We start from the raw sequence: 14,687 nt of genomic DNA, 5'->3' as shown, positions 1-14,687 counted from the left end.
TCTTGGACACTGAAAAGCCCGGAAGCCCTTCTAGACAAGGGCTGGCTGGATCTGGGTGGATGTCATCGGACTACGTAGTAACGGAGAGGGTGGGATTCGAACCCACGGTGGCTTGCGCCACGGCAGTTTTCAAGACTGCTTCCTTAAACCACTCGGACACCTCTCCACCCTATCCCTGGCAGGGATCTGCAGCCTTACCTATCTTAGGCTCTGCAATTGCCTTTGTGCAGCCGGGGAGCCACCCCCCTGACAATAGCTTGTGAGCAAGAACAGGGATCCGCTATAACCCACCTGAGGGATCCCTGGCTGACCGATGAGAGGACACTTTTGCCCAGCCCAGGTGCGACTTCTAGCTTGGCTGGCGCCGGTGTTGCTGACCGCCTGTCGACTCCTGCCGTCTACGGAACCTCCTGCCGCTGCCCAGCCGGATCCAGTGCTGCGCCACATCGGTGAAGATGGCACCCACTTTGAGGCTTCTGTGGGCGATACCCGCGCCCTTCCTCCCCACTTCCCGCAGCAGTTGCGCCTGCCCAACGCCACCGTCGTCTCTTCCGGGCAGATTTGGGATCAGGAGGGGGGATTGGCTTCCTTGATCCTGGAGACCTCTCAGCCTCTGGAGGAGATTGCCGCTTACTACCGCCGCACCCTCTGGGGCCGGGGCTGGGATCTCCTCTCCGATGTTGAGCAGGCCAACGGCATCCGCACGCTAGTGTTCGAGTCTCCCCCCCGCCCCGACAGACCACTCCAGCAGGCAGTCATCCAGCTGGGATCCCCTCGCCGCGGGCCGGATCAGGTGGAGTACCGCGATATCTTGATTTTGCTGAGTACCATTGCCCCTGTTGGCGAAGCGCCGCCTGCTGCTCCTTAGAGCATGCCCGTCTATACCCAAGCAATTGAAATTGCCGCTGGCGTGGCCCAGGTGGAGCGCTGCCTAGTCGACCCCGAGCTGATGCGGCGCTGGCTCAGCCCCCTTTTGGGATGTGAAGCCTTGGGATCCCCTACGGGACAATTGGGTAGCCGCTACCGCTTTTTCCTACGCCTGCCTCTAGTCTCCCCCAGCTTGGACTGCGTGATTGTCGAGCGCGCCGAGGGCCTGGTGGAGTGGCAGTTCGAGGGTTTTTTTCAGGGCACTGACCGCTGGGAGTGCCACCCCCAAGCATTGGGGACGCTCTTGGTCAACCGCTTTGAGTTTTGCATCCCCAACCCCTGGGTGGCGGCAGGGTTTCATCTCGTGGCAGCAGAGCTGACCCGGCACGACATGCGGGCGCAACTGCGGCGGCTAAAGGCAGTAGCCGAGGCTTTGGGTTAGGCTGGTGGCAGGGAGTAAAGAAACGTAAAAAACTGCCATGACCAGCAACAGCGGCTTGTTCAACCGTCGCTTCTTCGAAAACTTCATCCCCCAGCCAGCCAACAACTCTCTGCAGATTGGCGAGCTGGCCCCCGACTTTGAGCTGCCTAACGTCCAAGGGGATCCCGTGCGCCTGTCAGACTACCGCGGCCACAAGCCGGTGGTTCTGGCCTTTACCCGCATCTTTACGGAAAAGCTCTTCTGCCCCTTCTGCTACCCCCACATCCAGGAGCTGAAGGCCCGCTACGAAGAGATCCGGGCGCTGGGAGCAGAGCTGCTGATGGTTACCAGCACCGACCCGGTGCAAAGCCAACAGATCCAAGCCGACCTGCAACTGCCCTATCCGCTGTTGGTGGATCCAGAGTGCAAAACTTTTCGGCTCTACGGCGTTGGCCAAGCCCTAGGGGCGCCCCTGCCGGGCCAGTTTGTTGTTGATCGCGAAGGGAGGCTGCGCTATAAGCACCTCTTCTCCTTTGCCGAGCCCAACGCCAGCACCGACGAAGTGCTGCGGGTCTTGCGGGAGGGGCTGACCAGCGGTTGGGACGGAACCCGTCGAGTGGCTCCAGTGCCCTTTTTCTAGGCGGTTTCTAGGCAAGCTGGGAAGAGGAGGGAAAAGGGGTGGTCCTTGCGCGGCTGGCCCAGAACAGCGCCCGGCAGGCGGAGATCCTGGGACTACATGCGGCGCTTGCTCTCCTTGGGCAAGGCGGAAGAGCCACAACTGCCGCCGCCTCTGGTGCTGCGCAACATCCTGGTGGATTTGGGGCCGGTTTACGTGAAGCTAGGCCAGTTGCTGAGCACCCGCCTCGATCTGCTGCCGCGGGAGTACATCGAGCCCTCAGCAGTCTGCAGAGCAATGTGCCCCCCGTGCCCTGGAACGCGGTGGAGATCCTGCTGCGCCAGCAGTTGCGCCAGCCGCTGGAGCGGGTCTTCAGCAGCCTTGACACAGGAGCGGTGGCAGCGGGATCCATCGCCCAAGTCCATCGTGCCCGCCTCGTGAGCGGCGAAGCAGTGGCCCTCAAGATCCAGCGGCAGCATTGCCGAGCTGGTGGCGCAAACAGAGTTGGGCCGGCTGACCGACGTGGTGGCCTTGGCCAACGAATTTTGCCGAGCCATCCGGTTGGGCTCTGGTCGCGTTGCTCTCTTGAACTGTGGCATGGTCGGGCGGCTGGATCCCTGCACACAGCCGATTGTGCTGGAGCTGATTTTGGCCATCGTCAGCTTGGATGCCCAGCGCTGTGCCGAGCTGACTCTGGAACTGGCCCTGCCGGAAAGTCCCAGGGGCAGCTTGCGGGCCCTGATGGCAGACGTATTTCGGCAGCAGTTGCTGGGGAAAGCTCCCCTACCTTCGTTGCTGCGCAGGGCCCTGGATCTGAAAAACCTCTCCCTGCAATCTCCGGGGCAATTGGAAGTGCTGCTTAGCCGCATCACACTTCGGAAACCCAACGCTGGAACCTGACGGTGCAGGATCTGGAAGGCCTGCGCAGCAGCCTGGATCAGTCAGCCAACTGCCTCTCCTAGTGGTTGGATCCCTGATTATCGGCGCCGCCATCATCTCGGCGCAAACCTAGTGCTTTCAGGTCTTCTGGCTGAGCGAGCTGCTTTTTAGCGCCGCCAGCCTGTTGGGCCTGTGGCTTATCCTGAGCATCCTCCGCTCCGGTCGCCTGCGCGGCTAATCCCCAGGCCAGCTGCCTAGGTATCCCTGTGCTCGGGATGTTTGCGAAACAACAAAAAAGCGGTATCAACGCCTTTGCGAGCGCCTCCAAGGATCCAGGAAAGGCCCATTTTTTCGTTACCCGCTCGATGCCTTGCGCCACAAGGCTTTCAGGCTCTCACCGCCCCTCTCCAAGGCCACTTTTTGCCCTTTTCGACCGACCCCCTCGCAAATGGGTCTTGTACCCCTTGCCCTGCTTGGCTTCAATCGAGGAGCAGTCCTAGTGCTGGCTCTGCTGGCTAGGGGCTCTGCCCCGAAAGCTAGGGCTGTTCTCCCTTCGGGGGGATTCCTAGAAATTGGAAACTACTCGATAATGATCCGGTCGGCCATTTGGCCGCCTCGCGTTCCCCCTTCGGGAGGATCCCTAGAAGTTGAAAACGCCAGGCATTACCTAGCGGCAAAGCGCGGGGCTTGGCTGTAGCTCCCCCTTCGGGGGGATAAAAATTGGAAAGGAATCGGGAACGCCCCTGTGAGCCTAGTGCTGCCAAAGCTCGCCCTGACGTTGGGAGATCCAGCGGGGATTGGGCCAGAGATTGTGCTCAAGGCGCTGGCGGATCCCCAGGTGCAGGCCTGCGCCCAGATAACGGTGGTGGGCGAGCGGCAGGTTTTGCAGGCTACCTACCGTCTCTTGAAAGCAAAAGGGGTAGCGGATCCCTTAGCTGACCCAGAAGGGATTCCAGTCCTAGAGTGCGGCAGCGGCTTCCACCTAGAGCCCTCTGGCGTGGGCCGGGGGGATGCCCAGAGCGGAGCGGCCAGCTTTGTCTACCTGAAAACGGCTGTTGAAGGGGCGCTGCAAAGCCAGTTCCAGGGGATCGTGACCGCCCCCATTGCCAAATACCTCTGGCACCAAGCAGGCTACCCCTTCCCCGGCCAAACAGAGGTACTGGCCCAGCTCAGCGGGCGCGAGTGCTACGGGATGCTGTTTGTGGCCCGTTCTCCCTACAGCGGCTGGCAGATGCGGGTTCTACTGGCCACCACCCACATCCCCTTGAGCCAGGTGCCCCTCACCCTCACCCCAGAGCTGGTGCGCAGGAAGTTGGACTTGCTGGCGGGGTCCCTGCGCGAGCTTTTTGGGATTGGCGATCCCGTGATTGCCGTGGCTGGCCTCAACCCCCATGCCGGCGAACAGGGGCAACTGGGTTCAGAAGAACAGGAGTGGCTGGCGGAGCTGCTAGGTACCTATCCCCACGCCAGAATCTGGGGGCCGCTTCCCCCCGATACGATGTGGCTAGCTCCCGCCCAAGCCTGGTATGGTCAAGGGTCTCCCGCCGTGGCCGATGCCTACCTGGCCCTCTACCACGACCAAGGCCTGATCCCGGTGAAGCTGCTGGCGTTTGACCGAGCCGTCAACCTAACCCTGGGGCTGCCCTTTATTCGCACCTCCCCCGACCACGGCACTGCCTTTGACATAGCTGGACAGGGGGTGGCCCGCGCCGAGAGCCTCAAGCAGGCAATCCTGCTGGCAGCCGAACTGGCCCCTACGGCCGCCGCAGCGTCTCGATCCCTCCAGGGCCAGCGATAATGGCCTCCGTGGCCATGCCGATAAACAGGCCGTGCTCCACTACCCCCACCGTTGCTTTGAGTTGCTCAGCTAGCTTGGCTGGATCGGCAATAGGGCCAAACTGGCAGTCGAGGATGTAGTGCTGCTCGTCGGTGAGGTAGGGATCCCCGTCGGCCGTGCGCCGCAGCACCGCCTGGCAGCCCAGGGCTTCCACCCGCGCCAGGGTAGTCTTCCAGCCAAAGCGCACCACCTCCACCGGCACTGGGAAGCGCGTGCCTAGCTGCGCCACCTTCTTGGAGGCGTCGGCAATGATGATTAGCTCGGCGGCGCTGGCCTCCACCAGTTTCTCCCGCAGCAGGGCTCCCCCTGCCCCCTTGATGAGATTGAGGGATCCCACCTCAATTTCATCAGCTCCATCGATGGCCAGATCCAAGCGGGGCTGCTCTTCCAGCGTGGTCAGCGGGATCCCTAGAGAGCGGGCCTGTTCTGCCGTGCGCTCGGAAGTGGGCACCCCAATGAACTGCAGCCCCTCCTTTCGCATGCGCTGGGCTAGGGCGCTCACCGCAAAGGTGGCTGTGGAGCCCGTCCCCAGGCCCACCACCATGCCTGACTGTACCCGCTGGGCTGCTGCCTGGGCTGCCGCCTGTTTCAGCTCCTCAGAACTAGCCATCCTATTCCCGCTGGAGTCCAACTTGCTATTCTACCGCCCACTCCAACTAAAGCCCTGCGGCGCCTCCACCACCTGGCCAAAGAGATCGTAGGGCTCGGCCCGCGTAATCTGGACCGGCACCAGGGATCCCAGAGATCCGGGCCCGCGCACATACACCACCCCGTCCACCTCAGGGGCAAAGCGGGGGGAGCGGCCAATCCACTCGCCCGTGCGGGGGTTTTCCTGCTCCAGGAGCACAGGCACCACCTGCCCCACCTGCTCGCGGTTGCGGCGGAAGGCGATCCCCTGCTGCAGCTGCATCAGGCGGGCGCGGCGCTCTTTTTTGACGCGCTCAGGCACTTGGTGAGGAAGGTGGTAGGCAGGCGTGCCTTCTTCAGGAGAAAAGGTAAACACCCCCACATGGTCAAATTGGTGGCGCTGCACAAAGTCCAACAGATGCTGGAAGTGCTCCTCTGTCTCGCCAGGAAAGCCGACGATGAAGCTGGTGCGCAGCACGGCCTTGGGTAGGGCCTGACGCAGCCGCTCGATCAACCGGTCGTTGACCTGGTCCTGCCAGGGGCGGTTCATGGCCTTGAGGATCTCGGGGTGGCTGTGCTGCAGCGGCAGATCTAGGTAGAGCAAGAAATTGGGGGTCTCCTGAATGGCCTCTACCACTGCCGGAGTAATGCCCGTAGGGTAGGCATAGAGCATGCGGACCCAGGGAATAGGGATCTTGCCCAGAGCACGGATGAGCTCAGCCAGCCGCGGCTCCCCGTAGAGGTCGATCCCGTAGTTGGTGGTGATCTGGGAAATGAGAATCAGCTCCTGCACCCCTTCTGCAGCCAGTTGTTCGGCCTCCCGCAGGATGGACTCGATGGGACGAGAGCGTTGCTTGCCCCGCAGGTGGGGGATGATGCAGAAAGAGCAGCGATAGTCACACCCCTCTGCCACCCGCAGGTAGGCCACTGGCGCGTGGGTAGTGCGATAGCGGGGGACAGTCTCATCAGCAATGTAGTCCAAGCTGGAGGTGACGGCATTAACCCGCTCTCCCCGCTCCACCCGCTCCATAACTTGGACGATTTGGTGGTAGTCGCCCGTGCCCACAATGGCCACCGCCTCCGGGATCTCCCGCAGCAGCTCCTCCTGGAAGTGCTGCGCCAAGCAGCCAGCGATGATGAGCTTCTTGCCCTGCACTGCCAGCTCCATCAAGGTGCTGACCGACTCCCGCCGCGCCGCTTCGATGAAGCTGCAGGTGTTGACAATGATGTAGTCGGCGCTCTCTTCATCCCCCTCCACCCGGTAGCCCGCCTGGGCCAGCAGGCCCATCATGTGTTCCGTGTCCACGCGGTTTTTCTCACAGCCCAGATGCACAACGGCAACAGCCGGCGCTTCCTTTGGGGAAGCAGAAAGGCTGCGAGAGGGCGTAGGCAGAGCGGTTTCCAACCGGTTCATAGCCACAGGAGAGGCCGAGAGAATGGCAACAATAGACAACAAATGAATTGGGAAAATTGAGGCCTTCCTATTCTAGTTCTAGTTGGGTTTCGCTTCTAAAGGCGGGGAGGAGGACTGTCCATCTTGTCTAACTCCCCTGCCAACCAGCTCAATCGGGATAACCCCCAAATTGAACCCACACCAAGCCGAGAGCCACAGCCACCGCCAGCCCCGTGGCTGCCCAGCTCCAGGGATCCCTTGCCATCTCTTCTGGGAGCAGAGGTGCTCTTCCATAGCCCCTCAGGCGCAGCGCCTGATAGACCCGCTCGGAGCGCTCGTAGCTGCGCACCAGGAGAGTGCCCACTGCAGCAGCCAGGAAGGGAAGGTCTTGTCGCAAGGCCAGGTCCGGACGCCACAGGGATCCCCGCGGTCGCCAGCCCCTCAGCCGAGCTGCCCGCTGCATCCGCTGCCACTGGGTAGCCACCTCCTGCAAATAGCGCTGGGTTAGCCAAGCCAGTTCCAGGAGTAGGTCGGGGATCCCCAAAGCCCCTAGGGCTGCCAACAGGGCCGGCAGAGGGGTGGTCTCCCCCAGCAGCATTGCCAGGGCCAACAGCGCCAGGCTGCGCCCGCCAAGGCAAAGCGCCCTCTCCAGCCCCTCCCAGCGCAAAGCCAAGGAGCCCCACTGCCAGAGGAAGGTCTCCCCAACGGCAAAAGGCAAGAAGAGGACGAAGGCTATCAACAAAACTCCTGGGGCGGCCAGCCGTCTTAGCCCTCGGCGCAGGGGCAAGCCGGAGAGCGCCCAAAGAAGAGCCACCAACACCCAAACTAGGGGTAGCAAGGCCAAGCGCTGCACCTGGGCAAAAGCCGCCATCAATGCCAGTAGGCCAACCACCTTGGGCAGAGGCCGCCAGCGGTGGAGCCAAGGGGAGGAAAAACTCCTGGAGGCGAGAGGTGGGCAGGGCAGATTAGCCTTAGAGCTTTTCATCCTCCCCCAAAAGCTGCGGCTGTACCCGCTGCAAGAACAGCACCACCCAACGGGTAAACAGCCCCTCCACCCCTGCCAGCGGCAGATGAGCTGCCATCAAGCCGGCCAGGGCCAAGCGCTCTGCGGACGTGGAAGGGATCCCCTCGCTGTACAGCGCCGCCAGCACCACGCCGTAAAATAGCAGCGCCGCCAGCACCACCCCTGCAGCTCCTGCCCAAAAGGCAGCCCAGCCCGTTCCCAGCTGCCGCCGGCTTGCTTGAAAGATCCCTCCTGCCAAAAGCGCCGGGATCCCCAGGATGGCGGCGTTGATCCCCAGGGTGGTCAGCCCTCCATGCCCGAAAGCCACGGCCTGAAAGAACAGGCCCACCAGGATGGCCGGGTAGGCCAAGACCCCCAAGAGCACGCCCATTAGGCCATTGAGCAGCAGGTGCAGGCTGGTTGGAGGAAAGGGCAGGTGAATGGAGGAGGCGACAAAAAAAGCCGCTGTCAGCAGCGCTGCCTTGGGGAGCGGGCGGCGGGGATCCCTTTCCAGCCGCTGCAGGCGGCCCAGGCTGTAGCCGGTGATCAAGGCGGTGAGGCCATAGCCTCCCAACCACAGGGGCGCTGGCAAAAGGCCCTCGCTGATGTGCATGGCTAGTCCTGCTCCAGAGCAGCAGCGCCGACTTCGGAGCTTGGCCGTTCTCCACCCACAGAGGCGGCAGGGCGGGGCCGCAAGAAAAACAGCGCTGTGCCTAAGCAGCCCCAGATAACGCAGGCAGCCATGACCCCCCGCTGCAGAGGCCCAAAGCCAGGAGAGGGGGGGCTGGGGATCCCTAGCCCCTCTCCAACCGGCACCTTCACCACTACGCCGTGCCCCGCCTGGCGAATGTGCACCTGCCACAGGCCCTTGAGCTCCGGATCCGGCTGCAGCCAAAACCGGCCCTGGGCGTCCGTCTGCCCCTCCTGCCAAGGAGTGCTGGGATTGCTAGGTGCAAACACCGTTACCTGCGCCGAACGCATCGGCTCGCCTGTATCGTAGCGGGCCTGGATCTCGAACGTGGGAACTGCTCGCCAAGAGGCCTCCACCCCGTGTCCCCAAGCCGGGGCAGCCAGAAGCAAGCCAAAAGCCAGCCAGCTCAATTGCCAGCAAGAGTGGAAAGGGGCGCGACTTGGCCAGACTGGGTTCATCGCTAAGCAAAGGATAGAGGACAACAAAAGCCAACGGGACTTGAGGGCAAAGACCTACGTCAAGAACCCCGTCCTGCCGAGGCAATCAGGCGAACCCCAGCGCTGCCTTTGAGGCCGTCCTTGAAGGGCAGCCTGTCATTCCCAAACAGGTGGTCGAAGTGAAAGGCGGCTTCCCAGTCCGCCACCTGGCCTCCCGGACAAGACCCTTGTGCTCTTCTCCCACCTACTCGCCACAGACGAGGGCCAGCTCAGGACTGAACTTGAGCACACATGGGATCCCCTCCGCCTCCCTTTTTGCTGTTCAGGCTCTACCCTTGATCCAGAGAGAGTAGCCCTTCGACGGACCCTCCAGCGCCGGCATTTGTCGCTTGGCCCAGGCAGTCCTGCTCTACCGAACCACAGATTTCTTCACCCTTACAATCCCCCGCTGGGGCATCCCCCAGAAACTACTCCTGCGCCAAGTTTCCGGCCCGCACCCAACCTTCCTGCCCGTTCTGCCGCCGGATGCGCTGCCAGCGGCCATCGGCGCTGTATTCCAGCACTTCCACCACCTCGTTCATGGGCACACCACCGATGTAAGCTCCTTCCCGGTCGGGAGTGGCCCGTAGCGCTAGGCCAATCGGCTCAATTACCCGTCCCCGTTCCCCTGGAGCAAGGCTGGTTTCTACCAGTGGCCGAATTGGCGAGGGGGTAGAGTTAGGTGTAGATTCAACCCCAGAAGTTGCAGAAAGTGGAGCCGAGGCAACTGCTGCTCCTTCCACGGGGCCCAGGTTGCCAGCGCGTACCCAGCCTTCCTGGCCGTTCAGCTCTCGCCGCACCCGTTGCCAGCGGCCATCGGCGCTGTACTCCAGCACCGTCACTATTTCCCCCGCCCCAATTCCCCCTTGGTAAGCTCCCTCCACCGAGGGCTTGCTGCGGATGGCTAGACCCAGAGGCTCGATCACCCGCCCCCGGCTGCCAGGCGGAAAGGCAGTGGAATCAAGGCTGCCTACAGCCGGCGGAGACTCCCTCTGAGTAGGGCGAGCCGAGGGGGAAAAGGGCAAGCTTGTCGGTCTAGGCAAAGGCTCCACCCGCACCGCTCGAGGAAACTGCGGCACTGCAGGGGGAGCCAGCAGGGGAGCAATGAACTGCCACGCCTGCCAACCCAGAGCAGCCAAGGCCCCAACCGAGAGGCTCAGGGCCATTAGGGTGCCGAAGGGAAAACTCCCCGCCGCGGGAGAAGAACGGCCTCGCACCGGGTAGTTAGCCATCCAAAACTCAGCTCCCAAAAGCTGAGAGTAAGAGCCTTGCCAACGCTTGCAAGCCCCAGAGCATCTCTAGTACTTCTAGTTTCGCCTCTGGGTGCTGGCTTGGGAAGCTATCTCCCAAGGGGCAAGCTCAGCAGCACGTTTAGCCTCTACTTGGTGAACATATTCTCCCAGTCAGTGGTGAGAATTTCGTGGCCAAAGGTCCAGCCGGCTAGGAGCAAGGGCAAGGCCAAGCCCAAGAAGCCGAAGAAACTGATTACCTGAGCAATTTGCCGCTGTGCCCTTTTCCTTTTCGGGTCGGGGATGTTACTAGCAGCTACCGTGAGCTTTGAGCAAAAGGCTACCACCACCGCCCCCGCTGGCCCCAGCACCAGCGATGGCCACAGCCAATCCGCTACCTGCGCATACTCGTAGGCCCGCGTGAACGGCATGATGACGAAACAGACCAGCTCTAGCACTCCCCAGGTGAAGAGGGCCACCTGGATATCCTTGCGAAAGACGGCGTTGGGATCGTAGTACATAAGCCTCTGGGAAAAACCCCCACCATGCCACTCTAAGGCCTGGCCGGCAAGTTGTTACTCCCCTTCTTTGCAGACAGCCTAACTGGAGTGGTTGCCACTCATTTGCCTAGAGACAGAGGCTCGAGGAAAGCCAAACAGCCAATTCAAACAGCCAATTCAATAAGAGTCTGAAGCAGTCTGTTGTATAAATAAAGACTGCCTGGGTTTGCCGCTTTCTGCAGCCCGGATATGTCCTGCTGGCAGAGCTTTTCTGCAGCCCTGTCCCCTCCTAGTTACCCCGCTATGTTCCGCATCCTTATTGTCGACGACGATCCCAGCATTTGCACGCTGCTCAAGCGGTACTTGCAGCGCCAAGGGTACACGGTCGAGGTGGCTGCAACCGGTGCCGAGGGCCTGCAGCAGTTACGTACTTTTCAGCCGGACTTGGTGATTTTGGATTTGAACTTGCCAGATGTCAGCGGCTACAGCCTCTGCCGGCAGATGCAAAAGGAGACTGGCGTGTATGTATTGATGCTAACCAGCCGAGTGAATCCTGCCGACAAGCTGCAAGGATTTCAGCTAGGCGCAGATGACTACCTGACCAAACCCTTCACCCTACCGGAGCTACAAGCACGGGTGCAGGCTATCCTGCGCCGAGGGCGGACGAAAGCCCAGGGAGGAAGCGCCCCCGTTCTAACCTTTGCCTCCTTGGTGATTAACCCAGAAACCCGGGAAGTCACTCGCGACCAGCGCCCCATTAGCCTAACGGCTCTGGAGTTTGACTTGCTCTACACCATGGCCCGCTACCCTGGACGGGTTTGGCGACGCGCTGAGCTGATCCGAGAGGTGTGGGACTTTAACTATGAAGGAGATGAGCGAGTCGTTGATGTCCACATTGGCCAAATTCGCAAGAAGTTAGAGACTGATGCCAGTCAGCCAGAGCTAATCCGCACCGTGCGCGGCGTTGGCTACAAGTTTGAGCCCCCCACTCCAAAGGAGGGAGGAGGGGAATTCAAATAGCCATAAAAGAGAGAGAGGTTGAGAGTAAAAGCGCGCTAATCCAGACGACGGCCTGTCAAGCGCACAAAGATATCTTCTAGGTTGGCAGGGCGCACCATCAGGCCGGTTTTGTCGGATTCAGCTTCCAACTGCCGCTGGGCCTCCGCCAAGCTGGGGAAAAAGGTGTAGCTCACCTCCTGTCCAGGTCGGGAGCGCACCAGCAGAGCTTCCCCGTACTTGGCCCGCAACTGACTAGGGCTGCCCAGCTCGATCAGCTTGCCGCCGTCCATGATGCCGATGCGGTCGCACAGCTCTTCGGCCTCCTCCATGTAGTGGGTGGTAACTAGCAAGGTCATCCCCTGTCGATTCAGATCCCGCAGGATCTCCCACAACAGCCGCCGCGCTTGGGGATCCAATCCAACCGTCGGCTCGTCCAGGAACAAGATTTGAGGCTGGTGCAGCAGGGCTCTGGCCACTTGCAGGCGCCGCTTCATGCCGCCGGAGAGGGTCTTCACCTTGTCGTGCCGCCGGTCGGCCAGCTTCACGTACTCCAGCCACTCGTCAATGCGCCGCTGCCGCTCCGGGTTGGGAATGTGGTGCATGCGGCCGTGGAACTCCAGGTTTTCCCAAACCGTTAGCTCCGCCTCTAGGGTAATAGGCTGCAACACCACCCCAATCTGCCGCCGCACTGCTAAGGGATCCCGCACCACGTCGTAGCCCCCCACTTGGATGGATCCCTGGCTGGGTCGCGTGAGGCTAGTGAGCATGCGGATGGTGGTGGATTTGCCGGCGCCGTTGGGCCCCAGCAGGGCAAATACCTCCCCCTGAAAGATCCGCAGGCTCAAGTCCTGAACAGCCACCTGCTGCCCAAAGCGCTTCCACACCCCCTGCGTTTCCACTGCCGCCGGCTGGGTCTGGGGCAGAGTCGGGGCCATTGAAAGAGTGGTTGCAGTCGGCTCCATCTGCAGTGTAAAGAAACCTTTCTTCCCTAGCATACGCCAGTTGGGTTGGCCTTCTCTCCTGGGCGGCTGTGATCTTCCTTACTCGGAGCTTTCACCTCGCCCTTGCAAAATAATTGCTGAGGAGCGGGGCTAGCCGAAGCTCTACCCGAAGCACCAGAGTGGAGAGGAACTATGCCAAGTGGAGACCGATTCGATCAGATTGACTTCCGCCTGGATCGCCTAGTCGGCGCTGTGTTGACCCTAGTTGAAGCCGTCAGCTCTATCAAAGACGACTTGTCCCAGTTAAAAGACATCGTTCAGCAGCAGGCGCGGATGACGCAAGAGCACAGCGCGTGGCTGGAGGAGTTCAAGGCCGTCTGCCAGCAGCAAGCTGAAACCGCCCAGCGCCAGGCCGCAACGGTTGAGCGCCTCATTGCCCACTTCTTGCTAGCTCAGCAGCCCAAGGCTTAAGGCATGTCACAATGACAGCAGAGCTGAGGTCATCCGCCCTTGGAGTTCCCGCTTGCACCAGCCCAGCAGGGTTCTGTGGACACAGAAGAGGTGCTGGCCTTTTTTCGCTGTCGTCGCCTGCCCTACTTGGATCGCTTTGGACCTCAAGAAGCCAAGCTGCCGACGGAAAACCTGCTGGAGCAATGGCGTCGGGATCGCCAAGCTCTGCAAGCTACTGTCCTGGAGCGATTCCCGGGAGAACAGGTCGCGCCGGGCAATGAAGCCCTTCTGGCAGCTATGGCAGCAGGGGCGGAGCGGATCTACGGCGGGCAGATTGTAGCAGAGCTGTTTTGGGAAGCTGAGGCGGAGCTTGCCAGCTCTGAAGTTGCCCTCGCCTCTTCCCCTGAGACAGAGCTTGAGCTCCCTGAGGACGACTCCACTAGGGCTGTTCCAGAGTTTCGCTCCGTTTGGGTAAGCAGCTCGCTGGACCTCCTGATTCGGGATCCCGCCCTTCGCAGCCAAGACCGGCCCGTTTACCTGCCGGTGCACATTCGCCTCGGCAAGCGCCCCAAGCCGGAGTACGAACTGTTGTTGGCTTTGCAGGCCGAGTTGCTTGGATCCCTGGAGGGGCAGGTGCCCAAGCACGGCTTTCTAATTTTGAAAGACAAGGAATGGTACCCCGTCGAGCTAGATCGACGACGTGCTCAGGTGCGCCGCCTGCTGCAAGATTACCTGCGCTCCCTCAGTCGACCCGAGCCGCCCCAGGTGTTAATGGCCCGCAGCCGCTGTCATCTCTGCCACTGGCGGAACTACTGTCGGCAGCTAAACGCCACCGCCCAGCCCCTCAGCCTGCTACCGGGTGTAACTAGATCCCGCTATCCCCTTCTGCAAAAGGCGGGGATCGACTCAATTGAAGCCTTAGCCAACGCCCCTCTGGAAACGCTGCAGGCCATTCCCCAGTTGGGAGCCCGCGTGGCCCTGCAACTGCAGCTCCAAGCCCGCGCCGCCCTCAGCCGCCAGCCTATCTGGCTGCAATCCCCACCCCCAGCTCTGCCGACAGCGCCCGTGGAGCTGTACTTCGACATCGAGGCAGATCCCCGCCACAACGTTGCTTACCTGCTGGGCTTGCTCGTGGTAGAACAAGCAGAGGAGCACAAGGTTGTCAACTACTACAGTTGCCTAGCTGCCGAGCCACAGGAGGAAGGACAGGCCTGGCAACAGTTTCTAGAGTTGGTTCAACGTTACCCTGAGGCGCCCATTTATCATTTCCATGGCTTTGAAGTACAGACTTGCCGGCAACTGGGGGAGCAGTACCAAACGGATCCCCGAGAGGTGCAGCAACTGTTGGAGCGCTTTGTGGATTTACACACCTGGATTCAGCGGTCGGTAGTGCTGCCCGTTGAGAGCTACTCCCTGAAGAACATCGCCCGCTGGCTGGGGTTCAAGTGGCGACTGCCCGAGGCCAATGGAGCCTACTCCATCTACTGGTATAGCCAGTGGCTAGAAACACGAGATCGCCACTATCTAGAGCAGACACTCATCTACAACGAGGACGATTGCCAGGCTACCTATCGCCTTAAAGCTTGGTTGAGTCAGAGTGCAGCTTCTGAGTCCAGTAGGAGATAGCTCCTTCCCATTGCCTAGCAAGGCAGTAACTGCCCTCCTTCTTCCAGCAAAAAACCCCCACCGAGGGGTGTAGTAGGGTCTGGCACCGAGCTATTTTTCCGGAGGGTCACCCCTCCAGTAGGTTCGCCGCTG

General features: G+C 61.2%; 19 protein-coding genes and 1 tRNA gene. 9 read left to right on the top strand and 11 right to left on the bottom strand.

The features are described 5' to 3' along the window. Positions 1-81 precede the first annotated feature (81 nt). Positions 82-166: transfer RNA gene (locus NW808_RS00555), tRNA-Ser, on the bottom strand. Positions 167-313: 147 nt separating this feature from the next. Between NW808_RS00555 and NW808_RS00550 the strand changes: the two genes are divergently transcribed. The 5 genes from NW808_RS00550 (at position 314) to NW808_RS00530 (ending at position 2,767) form a co-directional block, all read left to right on the top strand. After that, the gene (locus NW808_RS00550; protein ID WP_414419932.1) at positions 314-868 is read left to right on the top strand and encodes a hypothetical protein; all 555 of its coding nucleotides are present in this window, start codon (positions 314-316) and stop codon (positions 866-868) included. Between the two features lie 3 nt (positions 869-871). Next, positions 872-1,309, top strand: coding sequence for an SRPBCC family protein (locus NW808_RS00545; protein WP_414419931.1), 438 nt, complete (start codon positions 872-874; stop codon positions 1,307-1,309). Between the two features lie 37 nt (positions 1,310-1,346). After that, entirely contained in the window at positions 1,347-1,928 is a 582-nt protein-coding gene (locus NW808_RS00540; protein ID WP_414396314.1) for a peroxiredoxin family protein, read from the top strand. A gap of 96 nt (positions 1,929-2,024) precedes the next feature. Further along, the gene (locus NW808_RS00535) at positions 2,025-2,345 is read left to right on the top strand and encodes a hypothetical protein (protein ID WP_414419973.1); all 321 of its coding nucleotides are present in this window, start codon (positions 2,025-2,027) and stop codon (positions 2,343-2,345) included. Then, on the top strand, positions 2,228-2,767 hold the full coding sequence (locus tag NW808_RS00530) for an AarF/UbiB family protein (protein WP_414419970.1): 540 nt from the start codon (positions 2,228-2,230) through the stop codon (positions 2,765-2,767). Before NW808_RS00535 ends, NW808_RS00530 begins: the two co-directional genes overlap by 118 nt. A 95-nt stretch (positions 2,768-2,862) precedes the next feature. On the opposite strand, the gene NW808_RS00525 is transcribed toward NW808_RS00530, so the two are convergent. Continuing rightward, complete coding sequence (locus tag NW808_RS00525; RefSeq protein WP_414419930.1) at positions 2,863-3,162, bottom strand: hypothetical protein; 300 nt, start codon at positions 3,160-3,162, stop codon at positions 2,863-2,865. A 366-nt stretch (positions 3,163-3,528) separates the two neighbouring features. On the opposite strand from NW808_RS00525, the gene pdxA reads away from it, so the two are divergent. After that, on the top strand, positions 3,529-4,581 hold the full coding sequence (pdxA, locus tag NW808_RS00520; protein WP_414419929.1) for a 4-hydroxythreonine-4-phosphate dehydrogenase PdxA: 1,053 nt from the start codon (positions 3,529-3,531) through the stop codon (positions 4,579-4,581). On the opposite strand, the gene rpiA is transcribed toward pdxA, so the two are convergent. The 8 genes from rpiA to NW808_RS00480 all read right to left on the bottom strand — a co-directional run bounded on the left by rpiA (position 4,538) and on the right by NW808_RS00480 (position 10,560). Continuing rightward, positions 4,538-5,230, bottom strand: coding sequence for a ribose-5-phosphate isomerase RpiA (gene rpiA / locus NW808_RS00515; protein ID WP_414419928.1), 693 nt, complete (start codon positions 5,228-5,230; stop codon positions 4,538-4,540). The genes pdxA and rpiA overlap by 44 nt on opposite strands. Before the next feature lie 30 nt (positions 5,231-5,260). Further along, positions 5,261-6,661 (bottom strand): 30S ribosomal protein S12 methylthiotransferase RimO, encoded by a 1,401-nt coding sequence (rimO, locus tag NW808_RS00510; protein WP_414419927.1) that lies wholly within the window; start codon positions 6,659-6,661, stop codon positions 5,261-5,263. A 148-nt stretch (positions 6,662-6,809) separates the two neighbouring features. Beyond that, positions 6,810-7,625, bottom strand: a complete 816-nt coding sequence (cbiQ, locus tag NW808_RS00505) for a cobalt ECF transporter T component CbiQ (protein WP_414411053.1) — start codon at positions 7,623-7,625, stop codon at positions 6,810-6,812. Beyond that, complete coding sequence (cbiM, locus tag NW808_RS00500; protein WP_414419926.1) at positions 7,612-8,256, bottom strand: cobalt transporter CbiM; 645 nt, start codon at positions 8,254-8,256, stop codon at positions 7,612-7,614. Before cbiM ends, cbiQ begins: the two co-directional genes overlap by 14 nt. 2 nt (positions 8,257-8,258) lie before the next feature. Further along, complete coding sequence (locus tag NW808_RS00495; RefSeq protein WP_414419925.1) at positions 8,259-8,744, bottom strand: hypothetical protein; 486 nt, start codon at positions 8,742-8,744, stop codon at positions 8,259-8,261. 107 nt (positions 8,745-8,851) lie between these two features. Continuing rightward, on the bottom strand, positions 8,852-8,977 hold the full coding sequence (locus NW808_RS00490; RefSeq protein WP_414406100.1) for a hypothetical protein: 126 nt from the start codon (positions 8,975-8,977) through the stop codon (positions 8,852-8,854). A 261-nt stretch (positions 8,978-9,238) separates the two neighbouring features. Continuing rightward, complete coding sequence (locus tag NW808_RS00485; RefSeq protein ID WP_414419924.1) at positions 9,239-10,042, bottom strand: SH3 domain-containing protein; 804 nt, start codon at positions 10,040-10,042, stop codon at positions 9,239-9,241. Between the two features lie 146 nt (positions 10,043-10,188). Next, positions 10,189-10,560, bottom strand: a complete 372-nt coding sequence (locus NW808_RS00480) for a hypothetical protein (protein ID WP_414396293.1) — start codon at positions 10,558-10,560, stop codon at positions 10,189-10,191. A gap of 282 nt (positions 10,561-10,842) precedes the next feature. On the opposite strand from NW808_RS00480, the gene NW808_RS00475 reads away from it, so the two are divergent. Beyond that, positions 10,843-11,559 (top strand): response regulator transcription factor, encoded by a 717-nt coding sequence (locus NW808_RS00475; protein ID WP_414419923.1) that lies wholly within the window; start codon positions 10,843-10,845, stop codon positions 11,557-11,559. A 35-nt stretch (positions 11,560-11,594) separates the two neighbouring features. On the opposite strand, the gene NW808_RS00470 is transcribed toward NW808_RS00475, so the two are convergent. Continuing rightward, complete coding sequence (locus NW808_RS00470; RefSeq protein WP_414411058.1) at positions 11,595-12,473, bottom strand: ABC transporter ATP-binding protein; 879 nt, start codon at positions 12,471-12,473, stop codon at positions 11,595-11,597. Positions 12,474-12,671: 198 nt separating this feature from the next. Here NW808_RS00470 and NW808_RS00465 point away from each other — a divergent pair, with 198 nt between their 5' ends. Further along, positions 12,672-12,950, top strand: coding sequence for a hypothetical protein (locus NW808_RS00465; RefSeq protein ID WP_414402159.1), 279 nt, complete (start codon positions 12,672-12,674; stop codon positions 12,948-12,950). 75 nt (positions 12,951-13,025) lie between these two features. Then, positions 13,026-14,555 (top strand): TM0106 family RecB-like putative nuclease, encoded by a 1,530-nt coding sequence (locus NW808_RS00460; RefSeq protein WP_414419922.1) that lies wholly within the window; start codon positions 13,026-13,028, stop codon positions 14,553-14,555. The last annotated feature ends 132 nt before the right edge of the window (positions 14,556-14,687 follow it).

This window comes from Synechococcus sp. W70.1, from assembly GCF_047461515.1.
Classification (GTDB): Bacteria; Cyanobacteriota; Cyanobacteriia; order Thermostichales; family Thermostichaceae; genus Thermostichus.
The sequence above is the reverse complement of the archived record's forward strand: the minus strand, read 5'-3'. Positions and strand labels throughout refer to the sequence as shown.